This is a genomic window from Psychrobacillus sp. L3 (genome assembly GCF_042945595.1).
Lineage (GTDB): Bacteria > Bacillota > Bacilli > Bacillales_A > Planococcaceae > Psychrobacillus.
In genome coordinates this window covers 3548660-3562744 of record NZ_CP168493.1, presented here as the reverse complement: position 1 = coordinate 3562744, position 14085 = coordinate 3548660, and the positions used below count along the sequence as shown (strand labels likewise).

Annotated in this window: 13 protein-coding genes; 7 read left to right on the top strand and 6 right to left on the bottom strand. The window is 36.1% G+C overall.

Annotated elements, in window-relative coordinates; translation table 11 throughout:
• Positions 1–259: 259 nt before the first annotated feature.
• The 4 genes from ACEPXD_RS17800 to ACEPXD_RS17785 all read right to left on the bottom strand — a co-directional run bounded on the left by ACEPXD_RS17800 (position 260) and on the right by ACEPXD_RS17785 (position 5771).
• On the bottom strand, positions 260–2230 hold the full coding sequence (locus ACEPXD_RS17800) for a TRAP transporter permease (protein ID WP_391118098.1): 1971 nt from the start codon (positions 2228–2230) through the stop codon (positions 260–262).
• A 42-nt stretch (positions 2231–2272) separates the two neighbouring features.
• Positions 2273–3271: a TAXI family TRAP transporter solute-binding subunit gene (locus ACEPXD_RS17795; RefSeq protein WP_391118096.1), complete on the bottom strand. Its 999-nt coding sequence runs from the start codon at positions 3269–3271 to the stop codon at positions 2273–2275.
• 369 nt (positions 3272–3640) lie between these two features.
• Entirely contained in the window at positions 3641–4879 is a 1239-nt protein-coding gene (locus ACEPXD_RS17790) for an ABC transporter permease (RefSeq protein WP_391118094.1), read from the bottom strand.
• Positions 4872–5771, bottom strand: coding sequence for an ABC transporter ATP-binding protein (locus tag ACEPXD_RS17785; protein ID WP_391118092.1), 900 nt, complete (start codon positions 5769–5771; stop codon positions 4872–4874). The genes ACEPXD_RS17790 and ACEPXD_RS17785 overlap by 8 nt, the downstream gene beginning before the upstream one ends.
• Positions 5772–5908: 137 nt before the next feature.
• Here ACEPXD_RS17785 and ACEPXD_RS17780 point away from each other — a divergent pair, with 137 nt between their 5' ends.
• The gene (locus tag ACEPXD_RS17780; protein ID WP_391118090.1) at positions 5909–7342 is read left to right on the top strand and encodes a stalk domain-containing protein; all 1434 of its coding nucleotides are present in this window, start codon (positions 5909–5911) and stop codon (positions 7340–7342) included.
• A 43-nt stretch (positions 7343–7385) separates the two neighbouring features.
• On the opposite strand, the gene ACEPXD_RS17775 is transcribed toward ACEPXD_RS17780, so the two are convergent.
• Positions 7386–8300, bottom strand: coding sequence for a DNA-3-methyladenine glycosylase family protein (locus tag ACEPXD_RS17775; protein WP_391118088.1), 915 nt, complete (start codon positions 8298–8300; stop codon positions 7386–7388).
• Positions 8301–8418: 118 nt separating this feature from the next.
• Here ACEPXD_RS17775 and ACEPXD_RS17770 point away from each other — a divergent pair, with 118 nt between their 5' ends.
• Genes ACEPXD_RS17770 through ACEPXD_RS17760 form a run of 3 tightly spaced genes read left to right on the top strand, consistent with a single transcriptional unit; the run spans position 8419 to position 9933 of the window.
• Complete coding sequence (locus ACEPXD_RS17770) at positions 8419–8982, top strand: bifunctional transcriptional activator/DNA repair enzyme AdaA (protein WP_391118086.1); 564 nt, start codon at positions 8419–8421, stop codon at positions 8980–8982.
• On the top strand, positions 8979–9485 hold the full coding sequence (locus tag ACEPXD_RS17765; protein ID WP_391118084.1) for a methylated-DNA--[protein]-cysteine S-methyltransferase: 507 nt from the start codon (positions 8979–8981) through the stop codon (positions 9483–9485). The genes ACEPXD_RS17770 and ACEPXD_RS17765 overlap by 4 nt, the downstream gene beginning before the upstream one ends.
• A complete protein-coding gene (locus tag ACEPXD_RS17760; RefSeq protein WP_391118082.1) occupies positions 9472–9933 on the top strand; it encodes a GNAT family N-acetyltransferase in 462 nt (153 codons plus the stop codon). Before ACEPXD_RS17765 ends, ACEPXD_RS17760 begins: the two co-directional genes overlap by 14 nt.
• A 72-nt stretch (positions 9934–10005) precedes the next feature.
• On the opposite strand, the gene aroD is transcribed toward ACEPXD_RS17760, so the two are convergent.
• Positions 10006–10758: a type I 3-dehydroquinate dehydratase gene (gene aroD, locus ACEPXD_RS17755; protein ID WP_391118080.1), complete on the bottom strand. Its 753-nt coding sequence runs from the start codon at positions 10756–10758 to the stop codon at positions 10006–10008.
• Between the two features lie 69 nt (positions 10759–10827).
• Here aroD and ACEPXD_RS17750 point away from each other — a divergent pair, with 69 nt between their 5' ends.
• The 3 genes from ACEPXD_RS17750 (at position 10828) to ACEPXD_RS17740 (ending at position 13726) form a co-directional block, all read left to right on the top strand.
• Complete coding sequence (locus tag ACEPXD_RS17750) at positions 10828–11676, top strand: GNAT family N-acetyltransferase (RefSeq protein ID WP_391118078.1); 849 nt, start codon at positions 10828–10830, stop codon at positions 11674–11676.
• Between the two features lie 174 nt (positions 11677–11850).
• Positions 11851–12987, top strand: coding sequence for a DNA polymerase III subunit beta (gene dnaN / locus ACEPXD_RS17745; RefSeq protein ID WP_391123353.1), 1137 nt, complete (start codon positions 11851–11853; stop codon positions 12985–12987).
• A gap of 235 nt (positions 12988–13222) precedes the next feature.
• A complete protein-coding gene (locus ACEPXD_RS17740; protein WP_391118076.1) occupies positions 13223–13726 on the top strand; it encodes an NUDIX domain-containing protein in 504 nt (167 codons plus the stop codon).
• Positions 13727–14085 lie beyond the last annotated feature (359 nt).

Sequence of the window (14085 nt, the reverse complement as noted above, 5' to 3'; positions counted from 1 at the left end):
AAAACGATAATATGTAGGGAATTAAACGTATTAAAATTGAAAAATGGGCAGACTAATCCTATTTCCGTTTCGTAAAGTTTATTTTGTTACTGCGCAAATAAATCGCAGAAAAAACTTTCACTGAGAAATAAGATTAAAACTTCATTGTCCACCCATCGTCCCTTCAAAATTATTAACTGAATTATAACATATTTTATTAATTTTTGTTACAAGTATATTACGTGTGCCTGGCACCATTAATATACTTGTAACTTTTGTGTTAATACAAAGCTTGACTGACTGATGAGCTTTCTGGTTCAAATGCATCGTCAGTACGTTGTCTTTGGATGAACCATATCGCTAATATTAGGACTACACCAATTAGGCTACTTACAATTTCAGGTACAATTAACATAATACCTGCTCCAAATAGAACGATCCTCTCCCAAATCCTAGAATTTCGTATAAAGTAGCCAATCATTGAACTACTAACAGCAATCATCCCAATTAGGGAGGCTATAACTGAAAAAACTAACATATTTAATTTTACGTCAACCATAACTAAAATCGGATTATAAATGAAAATATATGGAACGATAAACGCTGCAATAGCTAGTTTAACTGCATTCATTCCTGTCTTAAATGGATTGGCCCTCGCAATTCCAGCCGCCGCGTATGCTGCAAGACATACAGGAGGGGTAATATCGGCGGCAATGCCAAAGTAGAAAACGAACATATGAGCAGCGATTGGTGCCACTCCAAATTCATTGATAAGCACCGGGGCAGCGATGGTTGCTGTTACTACATAGTTTGCTGTTGTTGGCAGCCCCATACCTAAGATAAGACAGGCAATCATTGTGAAGAATAGTGCAAGAATTAGATAACCATTCGATAGAGCAATAACACCAGCAGCAAATTTTGAACCTAGCCCAGTCATACTAACGACCCCTGCGATGACACCAGCAGTTGCAACAGCAGCAATGACAGGAAGTGCTACTCTAGTACCTTGTTCAAGAACATTAACCGTCTGCCTGAATGACATTCTTGTTTCTTTTCGAACAAGGCTAACTAAAAATGCGGAGATAATTCCAAAAAGGGCAGCCCGCTGTGGTGTGAAACCATTCATAATTGTTCCCATAATGATAAGCAAAGGTAATAGCATAAACCAGTTTCTCTTCATTAGTTTTCTAAAGGAAGGTAATTGGGATTTTGGCAAACCATTTATTTTTAGCTTTTTAGCCTCAAAATGTGTCCCAATGAAAATTCCCGTAAAATAAAGAATTGCTGGGATGACAGCTGCCAACATAATGACTCCATATGAAACACCTAAGTATTCCATCATAATGAATGCAGCAGCCCCCATCATTGGGGGCATTATTTGGCCTCCGGTTGATGCAGCGGCTTCCGTAGCGCCAGCAAATTCAGGTTTAAATCCCGCTTTCTTCATCATTGGAATTGTAAAAGAACCAGTTGCAACTGTGTTGCCAACAGAACTTCCCGAAACAGTTCCTTGTAATGCACTTGCCACAACTGCAGTTTTTGCTGTTCCACCTGTATAGCGACCAGTTAGGGCAAATGCTAGATCATTAAAAAACTTTCCAATATTTGTTTGCACAAGCATTACACCAAAAAATAGGAACAGGAAAATAAACTTTGCTGAAATTTGAATTGGTGTTCCAAATATTCCGCTTTCCTTATACCAAAGTGTCGTTGCAGTACGATCGAATGAAAAGCCTGGATGTGAAAGAATTTGTGTAGGAACGAAATTTCCGAAAATCGCATATAGCATGGCAACTAGCGCCACAATAACAATTGGTAAGCCGACCGTTCTCCTTGTTGCCTCAAGTACTAGAACGATACCAAGTACTGAGATGATGACATCTGGTAAACTATATCCGGAAATCCTACTCTGCAGGATGGAATCAAAGAAAAAAATCTTATGATAAGTTACATACATCGCGGTCAAGGCAAGCAAAACATCATACCACGGAACTGTTTTCTGGACTTTCTGCATACCTTTTTTTAAAGGATACAGTAGAAAGATAACTCCAAGTGCGGTTCCTAAGTGGACGGCCCCTTGCTTTTGGGAAGGAAGCGTACCGAAATAAGCAGTATATAGATGGAACACGGTAAGAGAAACTCCTAAAAATGTGACGATCCATGCCCATTTACCAATCTTAGTTCGAAACTGATTTTCTTTGTCGTATTTTTCTAAAATTTCCTGAGCGTCAACGGTTTGTTGTTCATTCATTTTCCCACCACACTTTCCAATAGGTATATTTATCCTTCAATGTTATTTCAAATCATCAAAACTTTTTATTCCAGTACTTTTACGTGTGACGATCTGAATAACTTCTGGATAGATATGCCCGATAAAAGCTGAGTTTGGAACTTCATGACCTTCAAAAGCACCTTCACCTTTCACTGCTTGTAAAGCTGGCACGTGAACGGTCATTCCAAGATCCATATTTCCGTCGCGGATACTAGATAAATTTTCAACGGATGCACCAGTTTCGGTATTTGTCACGTTAACGCCTTTAATATTTTTATTCCAAATGCTTGCCATTTCTCCTCCAAGGGGATAATAAGTACCACCTTGACTGCCCGTACCTAAAATTAACTCTTTCTTACGTTTACCTTTATCAGCAGTAAGTTCAGCAACAGGATTATCTACTGTTAAACCTTGTTCCTCATAATAGCGCTTAGCACCAGGATGGATTGGCAGTCCCTCTGACCCTCGAAGCGCATTTTCTAAAATCATTTGTTTTGCCTGAGCGTGCGTGTTTTCACTAGCTTTTTCTATCATTATTTTTGCAAGATCATAGCCTAATTCATCGTCGATTGTATCCGTATTTCCCATGAGAATCGCATATGCCGTAACTGTCTGAACATCGTTCTCAAGAAAATCGTAGGTGTCCTTTGGAATCGTGTGATGTCTATATCCACTGTTTTTCTCAATTTTTGCAATAGCATCATCCGAGAGGCTTAACATAACAACATCCCCGACGGATGCTTGTAAGCTTTCAATACTAGCTGCCGGAAGTCCCAAAATTCCAATAGAAATGTCGATATTCCCATCTTGCACGCCATCAGCTGCATCTCCAAACCCTTCTTGAAAACCCGTATAGTCGTCATCTCCAATACCATATGCGTCCAATATGAGTTTGGAAATCGAGTTCGTCTCACTTGCGGGAGGCCCTATTGCAATATTTTTCTTCCCCTCACTACAACCAGCCATTAGTAAAATCATGCTGAGAAGTACAGTAACAAAACCTAGTAATTTCTTCTTCAATTCTCTCTCCTCCAAAATTGATATTTCTCCTTTTTGACAGCGCTTTCATAAATAAAGAACATATAACTTGTGGATTTGTTAGCACATCAGATAGAAGATTAACATTATTATACTTTTATTCTGTAGATTAACAATATATTCTCCGTTTTTTCCTATAATTCGACAGTAATTGATGATATTTGCATAATATATTACAAACATATTTCAGGTGCCAGGCACCAAAACAAACGTGAATGTTCGAACATTCACGTTTGTTTTAAAAACTTAAAATATATTTCTCATTTAGTTCTTCTGGTATGCTTATCCAAAAAAAATAGGAGCTGCCTAGATACAGAAGGCAGCTCCTTTTATGCTTTTTATAATGAAGATTTAAGTCGTTACTTTTAAAACGGTTTTAATTTTTTGAATGACGCCACCTGAACTGTATGTTAAGACACTTCGTTTATAGAAGGATAGGCTGATTAAGAAAAATAGTATTACGGTTCCAACTAATATAAGCATCGATAGCATAGGTTCGAATGATGAAATGTCCGTTGCACCAATTCGAAGTGGCATAACCATTCCGGATGTGAATGGGATGTATGAGAAAATTTTAATCAGTAATGTATCTGGACTGTACATTCCAGAAAGTAACACGTAAAAGCCGAGGATGCCAAGCATCATCGCAGGCATCATTGCTTGGCTTGATTCTTCGACTTTAGAAACGAGTGAACCAAGTAATGCACCAATGATTAAGTTGAGCATAATAGTAAGCAATAAAAACATAACTGCATATCCAATAAATCCGTAGGACAATTCGTTAACAATGTCTAATACAGCATCCCATTTAGATCCGCTATCTATTATCATGAAAAGTAAACTTTGAACAACCAATAGTGTTACTATTTGAGTCAATGCTAATAAAAATGTTCCAGTCAGCTTTGCCAACAAATGTGTAGATGGTTTCACGCTTGCAAGTAATACTTCTAAAACACGAGATCCTTTTTCAGATGCAACGTCTGTTGTAATCATGGATAAAAACGTCATTACAAAGGAATAGATTAAAAATCCGACTAAGACAGAGGCACCTATACCGGCTGCTTTTTCATCTTCACTTTTTCCGCTTTCCGATTCCTTATTTAAGTTTTTCATGGTAATAACGGTTTGAGACTGAAGAATTTTCTCCGCCTGTTCAGCTGTTAAATTAAGTTGCTGAACTTCATATAACTTTCCAGCATACTGAAGTTGCGATGACAAATTCTGTTGGTCATTAAACGTTAATGGCTTATAAGTTGCAATATCAGCCGACAGAGATTGGTTTTGATCCTTCACGAAAATAGCTGCATCAAAGTCACCTTGGACAACCTGTTTTTCTACTTCCGCAATCCCTTCAGAAGGAAAGGAAAATTCAATATCGCTACTCGATTTGAACAAATCTTCTATATCTGCATTCGTTTCATTCAATAGAGCAATTTTTAATGGCTCATCTTGGAAAAATGCTTCCTTAATATTAGACCAAAACATGGCGACACTAATAACCCCAATATATAAAATGATAGAAATAATAAATGGTTTTGCTTTGATTTTTTGTGTATATAATTGCTTAACGAGCAGCCAAAACTTAGACATTCTTACCACCGACCTTATCTTTGAAAATTTCATCTAGCGACAAATAATCTAAACTGAACTTCTCAATATATTTCCCATTTGAAACAAAGTCAAAAATAGATTGAGCGTATGACTCATCCGTTAAAGTAAGGATATACTGATCTTTTCCAACATGAATATCCTTCACGCCATCCAAACTTTGAAGCGTTTCTTTTGGGACATCGGTTCGTATGGTAAGCTTCGTTTTCCCATATTGCTTTTTCAAGTCTAGTAAACTACCGGAAAATAAAGAGACACCACGTTTCAAAAGGCAAAGGTGATCACAAAGTTCCTCCACATTCTCCATTTGATGGCTAGAAAATAAAATCGTTGTCCCTTTTTCTTTTAACTCTAATATTGCATTTTTCAATAAATCCATATTGACGGGATCTAGCCCACTAAATGGTTCATCTAAAATAAGAAAATCCGGTTGGTGAATAAAGCTTGCGATAAGTTGCACCTTTTGTTGATTTCCTTTGGATAAAGTTTCGGCTTTCGCTTTTCGTTTATCTTCTAATTCAAAACGATCAATCCAATAATCCACTTCTTTATGTAGATTCTTGCGAAGCTTTCCTCTTAACTCTCCAAAGAAATACAGCTGATCTTCCACCTTCATTGCTGGGAAAATACCACGTTCTTCTGGTAGATAACCTAAGATATTTCGATTTATGGAATTAATATGTTTCCCATTCCACATAATTGAACCCTCTGTCGTTTCTTGAAGGTCTAAAATCATACGAAATGTCGTTGTTTTACCAGCACCATTTTGTCCAATTAGCCCAAAGATCTCACCTTTTTCAATCGTAAAAGATAGATTATCAACGGCCACAAAGTTTTGATATCTCTTTGTTACTTGATTAATAGATAACGTCATATGTAGACTCCATTCTTTTATTTTTTTCTTCTAACTACTGTATACGTTTTTAGTTTATAGAATGTTTCATTTTTTTATGTAACGTTTTCCAAAATGACACGACAAATTCAATGAATGGTAAAAAAAGGAGCGATACGATGAAGAAAATAGGCATATTTACAGTAGCGTTATTACTAATGGTAGGATTCAATTTCCATCAGCCTCGTGCTAAAGCGCAAAGTGAGGGAGATTCAACCATGAAACAAAAAGACTCATCCAATTTTATAAAAACATCAGGAATTATTACTGATATTGTAAAGCAAGATGGAACAGTCACACTTACAGTGGAAACAGAAGAAAAAGAACCACAAATCACCATTTTAAAGGTTACAGAAGACACGCTCTTATTCAATAGCGGAACGACAAAAGCATTAAAAAAAGAATCCTTTAAAAAAGGGCAAAAAGTAGCTGCATATTACGGTAAGAATAAACCTATGCTTGCCATTTATCCGCCACAAATCTCTCCAGAGTTAGTGATTGTGCATGATGCTGAAAAATTTGGCAACGTAAAAGTAAGTAAGTTCGATAATAAATTAGTTAGTTTAGATAATGATCTAAAATTAAGCATTGGAAAAGAAACTATTATAGTAAATGGAAAAGGAGAGAAACTGAATCAAAAAGATATAACTTGCAAAGAGCTCATTGTATTTTATACAGTTTCCACTAGAAGTATTCCTGCTCAGACGACACCAAGTAAAGTTGTAGTGATGGATGATCTTTCCCCACAAGATACAACCAATTTCATGGAGAGTACTGGGATTATTAAAAGTATTGCTTCAAAAGATGGAAAAGTAGTTCTAACGGTAGAAACAAAAGAAAAAGTGCCAATAACCACAATTTTTACAATCACTAATGATACACTTGTATTCAATAGTGGTACAACAAAAAAAGTAAAAAAAGAGTCATTCAAAAAAGGACAACAGATTGACGCATACTATGATAAAAACAAACCAATGATTTTAATCTACCCTGCGCAAATTACTCCAGAGTTGGTTATTGTACATGACGAAGAACAGTTTGGATCTGTAAAAGTATCAAAGTTTGACGATGAATTTCTAAGTTTAGATAAAGACCTTAAGCTAAACATTGGAAAAGAAACACTTTTAGAAAATGAAAAAGGCGAGAAGATTAAACAAGAGGACTTAAACGGAAAAGAGCTCGTTGTATTTTATACAATAACAACAATGAGTATTCCAGCACAAACTCCGCCAAGTAAAATCGTAGCGATTAATTATCTTTCTCCAGAAATGAAGGAAGTACAAAAGATTATTGAAAAAGATCATTTTATGAAAAATGGAGTCATAATGATTCCACTTCGTAAAGTAGCAGAACAATTGGGGTATGAAGTGAAATACAACGTAAAGAAAAAGAAAATTTACTTATCATTAGAAAACAGCTCATTTACTATTACACGTGGTGAAAAAAAATATAGCTACAATAAAAGCTTACAACAGTTTAAAGAAAAACCAGTGTTAAAAAACAATAAAACATATGTGTCAGAAGACATTTTAGAATTACTAATTCAGCAATAAAAGAAAATCCCTTCTTTCTCTGAAAAGAGATCGAAGGGATTTTTTAGTATAAAAGTCTCCACAAATAGAAAGTCGCATATGCTTCCCAACCTATCCAATGCAAGGAAAGCTTATGTATTTCATCCTTTGAAGGCTTTTGCTCAGAACCTGTCACATGTTTAATGGCATTATGCAGTCCTACATCATCAATCGGAAATGCGGAGGTATATCTTAAACAGCGCATTAACACATAATTGGCAGTCCAAGGACCGATGCCACGAATTTTCGTGAGCATTTTTTCTGCTTTCTTCACATCATTCGCTTCGAGCAGCATTTCATTTGTAAGTAAACCCATTTCGATCTGATTTGCTACGTCTATTAAGTACTCACACTTTTTAACCGTCATCTTTAAGCCTGCTAAGTTTTCCACAGATAGCTTTGCGATATCGCCAGGTCTCGGGAACATCCAATATTGCTCACCCTCAAATTCGATCGATTGTCCAAATGCTTCGACCAAACGTCTCTTCAATGTATACGCATACGTCAAATTGATTTGTTGACCAAGTATGCCCCAAGCCATTGCTTCGAATAAATCTGGAATGCCCATTATTCGTAATCCGTTAAAATCCATAACTGCTTGTTGAAGGACTGCATCTTTTTGTGCTAGCTCATAAAAGGCTTTTAACTCTGTCTTCAAATCAAACCATTCGATTATATATTGAACCACTTGTTCTCGTTCTTGTTTACTTGTAGGTCTTGTATTTCCTAAAAACTGAATACGAATCGAATGTTCATCTTGCTCGCTAATCTCTACTAGCGGTGTACATTCACCCATAGGAATCGCTTTTCTTACTTTATTCTCATGAATATGAAACAAGCATTCATTTGTAGATCTGGACAAATATTGAAGGTTCTGGGTAAAACTGAATTCGGATGATGTATTTATGATGATTTGCTCATCGTTTTCTTGCCATAACATATAGAACACCCCTTTATTATTTTATTATAATCGTAAAAAATTTCGTTATCTTGCTATTATGTCGTGAAAATCAGCTTTTCTATATAAATAAAAGTATACTAAAAATGGGGGTGATTTCTTGAAAAACGAGAAAATATGCGAGAAATATTGGCAAGCAATCATTGAAAATAACTCAGTCTATGACGATGTATTTTATTATGCCGTAAAATCAACAGGAATATTTTGTAGACCTTCTTGTAAATCTCGACCGCCGAAGAAAGAAAATGTTCGTATATATATAGAAGTAAAAGAAGCGATAGAGAATGGCTTTCGTCCATGCAAACGTTGCAAGCCAAATGGACTGCGCTTGCCTGATGAGGAATGGGCCAACCAAATTACGGGGTACATCGAAGAGCATTACAAGGAGCAGTTAACTTTGGATATTCTTGCAGACATTTGTCATGGAAGCCCGTACCATTTACAAAGAACTTTTAAAAAAGTAATAGGAATTTCTCCTGTAGAATACATTCAACAAATTAGAATAAATAAAGCGAAAGAATTGCTGACAACAACAAGCAAACCACTTGTAGAAATAGGTTCTACGGTTGGAATGAATAATACCTCCTATTTCATCACACTTTTCAAAAAGATAACAGGGGGTACACCCAACCAATATAGAGGAAAAGGAGATTTCAACGAATGAATAAAATATATTGGACGCATTTCATTCATAACGAATGGCAATTATATATGGCGGCTACAGCAAACGGGCTTTGTTACGTAGGTTCCCCTAGTAAACCATACGAGGATATGGAAGCGTGGCTGAAGAAGCGTTTTCCAAAATATGAGTTAGTAGAAAATGAAGAAGCACTGGTCGTATATACGAATGAAATAAAAGAATATCTAGACGGTACGCGACGTGCTTTTCATATGCCTGTGGATTTGAAAGGAACGCCATTTCAATTGTCTATTTGGGATGCGTTAACTAAAATTCTTTATGGTGAAAAGAAATCTTACTCTCAAATTGCTGAAATGATTAATAATCCTGCGGCGATTAGGGCTGTTGGAGCAGCAATTGGAGCAAACCCAGTACTAATCACGATTCCATGTCATCGAGTAGTAGCAAAAAATGGTGCATTAACTGGTTACCGTGGGGGATTAGAAATGAAAGAAAAGCTACTCACATTGGAAAATGGTAAAATATAAATTGCTAACAAGATTAATAAAAGAAGCATATCCACTGGATTTGTTATTACTTGCAGATCCATCTGAAACACTTGTGAAGAAATATGTAGAACGTGGAGAATGTTATATTGCGGAACAAAATGGAGAAATAATCGGAGTGTATGTCTTACTTTCGACTAGCCCCGAAACGGTAGAGCTAGTAAATCTTGCGGTTGCGGAGCAGCATCAGGCGAAAGGAATTGGCAAAGCACTTGTATTAAATGCAATTGAGAAAGCAAAGCATCACGGATATAAAATGATAGAAGTAGGGACAGGTAATTCAAGCATTGGACAGCTCGCCCTCTATCAAAAATGCGGATTTCGTATTACTGGTGTGGATAGAGATTTTTTCACCATTCATTATGAAGAGGAAATTGTGGAAAACGGAATCGTATGTGTGGACATGATTCGACTAGCGTTGCCATTATAAATTAACTGATGAATACCAAGGGGATAATGCTCCCCTTGGTATTTTTGTTGAACTGGGTAATCCTATCTTGGATTAGTTGGTATGTAATATTTCAAGCATTCTCCTTAGCTCACTAGCTGGTATTTGTCCAGGAGCGGACGCTTCCATTCCTGAGCCAAACGTTGCGGCGGAACCAAAAACTTGTCCAGCTACTCGACTAATAACCCCAGTGGAGGCCATGGACATCGTAATAATTGGTCGATCTGCATACAATGAATTCATCGTGTACGTTGCATCTAATAGCGTGAGCACATCAGCTGGTGATTTTGGCATTACAGCTATTTTCGGTATATGTGCACCAAGTTCCTGCATTCTTCTGAGTCTCCAAATAATTTCCTCTTTTGCAGGTGTTTTATCAAAATCATGATTAGACATAATGATAAACACGTCATTAGCAATTGCTGATTCCACAATTTCGTGCACATTTAAAGAAAATAATTCCACATCAATTAAGTCGATTTCGTTTGTTTGCACAACTTCTTCAAGAAGGTGCTTGTAGAAAGAATCCGTAATTTTTTTATTTCCACCTTCACGATGACTTCTAAAAGTAAACAATAATGGGATTGGGTATGAAGCTTTACGAATAGTTGAAAGAGTATTTTTGACTGTCTCAATATCTTCAATTTCTTCTAGCATATCTGCGCGCCACTCGACAATATCGGGGCTTGCCTGCTTTATTGTTTTTATTTCCAAAAGAAGCTCGTCCGAATTTCTTCCCATAAGTGGGACTATAATTTTTGGCATTCCTTCTCCGATATGAATATCCCGAATAAAAACAATTTTCATAAAAAGAACTCCACTTCATTTGTATTTTAAGTTATAGTAACATACAAAGATAAAAAGGAGGACAATAATATGAATTTTCAGCACTATGAGAATGCAGAAGATTTTGCAAAAGTAGCAACGCCTTTTTTAGTAAAAAACGAAGACAAATTTAGTTTGTTTTTAGGAGTACTACAAAGAATTAAAGAAGGACAATATGAAAATCCGTATATGGCCACCATACAAGAAAATGGTGAGTTACTAGCGCTTTTCCAAATGACGCCACCTCATCCTTTCAATATTATTTTTGTGAATGAAGATCGGATGGATGCATGTATCGATTTATGTATAACAGAGTTAATCAAGCAATCTATTCATATTGAATCTATTATTAGTATAAAAGAATGGGCATTTAAATTCGCAGAAAAATGGCAGGAGAAAAAAGGACAAAACTTCTCTATTTTAATGGATCAAGGATTATACCGATTAGATCAATTAGATGAGTCACTCGAAATGAGCCCCGGAACATGGCGCTATGCAACTGTAGAGGATGCACCCCTTATAGAAAAATGGTATGGCCTCTTTGAAGAAGATACTGCACTTCCTAAAACCGCACCGTTGGAAATAAGGAACAGAGTAAAAGTAATGCTAGATGCAAATGAAGCATTCCTATGGGAAAACGAAGGTAAAATTGTATCGATGATGAAGAAAGCAAGACCAACAGCACACGGAGTAACCGTTTCACTCGTATTTACACCAAAAGAAGAACGAAAAAAAGGATACGCTAGAACCATGGTTGCTGCAGGTAGCAAGGAATTATTAAAAGAATTTCAATTTTGCGTACTCTACACAGATATGCTCAATCCAACATCCAATAAAATCTATCAGGAAATCGGATATCAAAAAATCATAGATTCAGTACATTTGGGATTTGAAAAATAATTAGTTTCATATTTAGTGTTTATTAAGGCCCTGTCATCATTTTCAAGTGATGGGGCTTTTTGTGGTTCAAAAAACGTAGTGCAAATTAGTTTTCGTAATGTTACATTAATTCTAAACGGATATTTAGTAAGGCGAATTAATTCGAAAAAAATACATATAAAAGTTGGGGAAATGATGAAATTTGAAATTATGCGCCATCGGTTACTAGAAGGTTTAAATGATGTAATGAAAGCAGTAAGCTCGAAAACAACGATTCCAATTTTAACGGGCATTAAATTAGAGGTTACGGAAGAAGGGTTACACCTAACAGGAAGTGATTCAGATATAACGATTCAAACGTTTATAAAGTCAGAAGAAAATGGGGACCAGGTGATTCGTGTTATTGAGGAAGGTTCAATTGTTGTGCAAGCACGTATGTTCAACGAAATCATAAGGAAGCTACCAACAAGTGACGTAGAGATTGAAGTAAAGGAGAATTATCATATTTATATACATTCTGGTAAGTCAGAGTTTCATATAATAGGGTCAGAGTCTGCTGAATATCCATTGCTACCAGAAATTCAAGATGATCGTCAGTTTGTTATGCCAGCTGATTTATTAAAATCAACTGTTCGTGAAACCATATTTGCTGTATCAACTTCAGAAAGTCGTCCTGTATTAACAGGTGTCCATTGGCAAGTGAAGAATGGGGAGCTTGTTTGCGTAGCTACGAATAGCCATCGTCTTGCCCGTAGTAAAGTGACTTTAGAGCAACTACCAGAAGGAGAATATAGTGTAGTTATTCCAGCTAAGAGTTTAAATGAATTAAGCAAAATCATCGGTGATTCATCTGAACCTGTTTATATCGCTATGACGAGTCAGCAAGTGTTATTTAAAACAGGAGATGTATTACTCTATTCTCGTCTACTGGAAGGGAATTATCCAGACACCTCTAGTTTAATTCCAACTGAATATAAAACGATCGTTACAATAAATGGAAAAGAACTATTTCAAGCTATTGACCGTGCTTCTTTATTAGCACGTGAGGAACGCAATAATATTGTCCGTTTATCTTTACTAGACGGAAATATTGTTGAAATATCATCTAGCTCACCTGAAATTGGAGAAGTGGAAGAACAAATTCAAACAACATCAATCGAAGGGGAAGAGATAAGAATTTCATTCAGTGCAAAATATATGATGGATGCATTAAGAGCTTTGGATGGACAAGATGTAATCGTCCAATTTACAGGTGCCATGCTTCCGTTTATATTAAATTCTGTTCAAAATGATGCCATCCTACAACTAATAGTACCGGTTCGTACATACTAACTAATTAACACAAATAGACGCCTGGAACAAAAGGATAGCGCAATGCTTGGGATACATGGTAAGAATAACGATATAAAAAAACAATATACGAGACCCCTTGTTTAAACATTTTCATATTAAATAAGGGGATTTTCTCCACTCTATATTTTAATAGAATGGGAGAAAGAGGGAATTTTAGTTGAAGTGTTGAAATTAAATGTAGTTGTAAATTCAAACGTGGAGAGGGAGTTTTCTAATGGTCCACCAAATTTACGTTGATTGGGGAGGACACAAAGTTAGTCTCATATGGCATCCTTTCACACATATAAGCCAAAGTGAAATAGTAACCTCTGTTCATAGTTATTGTTTTTATCAGGGAAAAGTTTTATTAGTGCAAGTGAAAGGACGAGGATTTAACATTCCAGGTGGTCACATCGAGACTGGTGAAACTCCGGAAGAAGCATTACATAGGGAAGTTTATGAAGAAGGATATGTAAAAGGGAAACTAGAGTATATTGGTGCAATTGAAGTCAATCACACCGAGAATCCTTCCTTTGTAGAAAAAGGACCGTATCCATTAATAGGTTATCAATTGTTTTATCGGATGGACATTGAAGAGTGTCTTCCGTTTCTTCGAAAAAATGAAACGATTTCACGCATTTGGGTGGAACCCGCAGAAGTTCCCTACGTGATGAATGATCACGAACTCTCTTTTTTAGTATTAAAAGAGGCTTTAAAACAGGAGATAATAGGACAGTGAAAATTTCCATTAAATATTTCATTTATCTATTTTCTTATTTACTAGTTTACCCGTGTAGCTTCCCTTTACTTGTTATGATTACTTTCACAGCGGACAGTCCTACTGTATCAGATAGAACGCTAGATATAGTGTTTTACACGTTATGTCTGTTTGTAACACTTGCAGGATCAACTATTTTGAATTATATATTTAAAAGGTTCATGAAGTTAGAAAAGAATAATAAGCAAACTTGGTTTATATACTTCGTTCATATTGTATTAATTCCTTTTACATACTTTGTGTGGATGAGGTGAGACAAAGCCTTTAGTTTAAGTGGGTATATATTTCTTTGGTGATTGTTATTCTGGACCAGTTGTTTG

Bases quoted from the DNA above. Each gene is read 5' to 3' on its own strand.
- ACEPXD_RS17800 (WP_391118098.1), bottom strand. From the start codon at position 2,230: ATGAATGAACAACAAACCGTTGACGCTCAGGAAATTTTAGAAAAATAC.
- ACEPXD_RS17790 (WP_391118094.1), bottom strand. From the start codon at position 4,879: ATGTCTAAGTTTTGGCTGCTCGTTAAGCAATTATATACACAAAAAATC.
- ACEPXD_RS17785 (WP_391118092.1), bottom strand. From the start codon at position 5,771: ATGACGTTATCTATTAATCAAGTAACAAAGAGATATCAAAACTTTGTG.
- ACEPXD_RS17780 (WP_391118090.1), top strand. From the start codon at position 5,909: ATGAAGAAAATAGGCATATTTACAGTAGCGTTATTACTAATGGTAGGA.
- ACEPXD_RS17775 (WP_391118088.1), bottom strand. From the start codon at position 8,300: ATGTTATGGCAAGAAAACGATGAGCAAATCATCATAAATACATCATCC.
- ACEPXD_RS17765 (WP_391118084.1), top strand. From the start codon at position 8,979: ATGAATAAAATATATTGGACGCATTTCATTCATAACGAATGGCAATTA.
- ACEPXD_RS17760 (WP_391118082.1), top strand. From the start codon at position 9,472: ATGGTAAAATATAAATTGCTAACAAGATTAATAAAAGAAGCATATCCA.
- aroD (WP_391118080.1), bottom strand. From the start codon at position 10,758: ATGAAAATTGTTTTTATTCGGGATATTCATATCGGAGAAGGAATGCCA.
- ACEPXD_RS17750 (WP_391118078.1), top strand. From the start codon at position 10,828: ATGAATTTTCAGCACTATGAGAATGCAGAAGATTTTGCAAAAGTAGCA.
- dnaN (WP_391123353.1), top strand. From the start codon at position 11,851: ATGAAATTTGAAATTATGCGCCATCGGTTACTAGAAGGTTTAAATGAT.
- ACEPXD_RS17740 (WP_391118076.1), top strand. From the start codon at position 13,223: ATGGTCCACCAAATTTACGTTGATTGGGGAGGACACAAAGTTAGTCTC.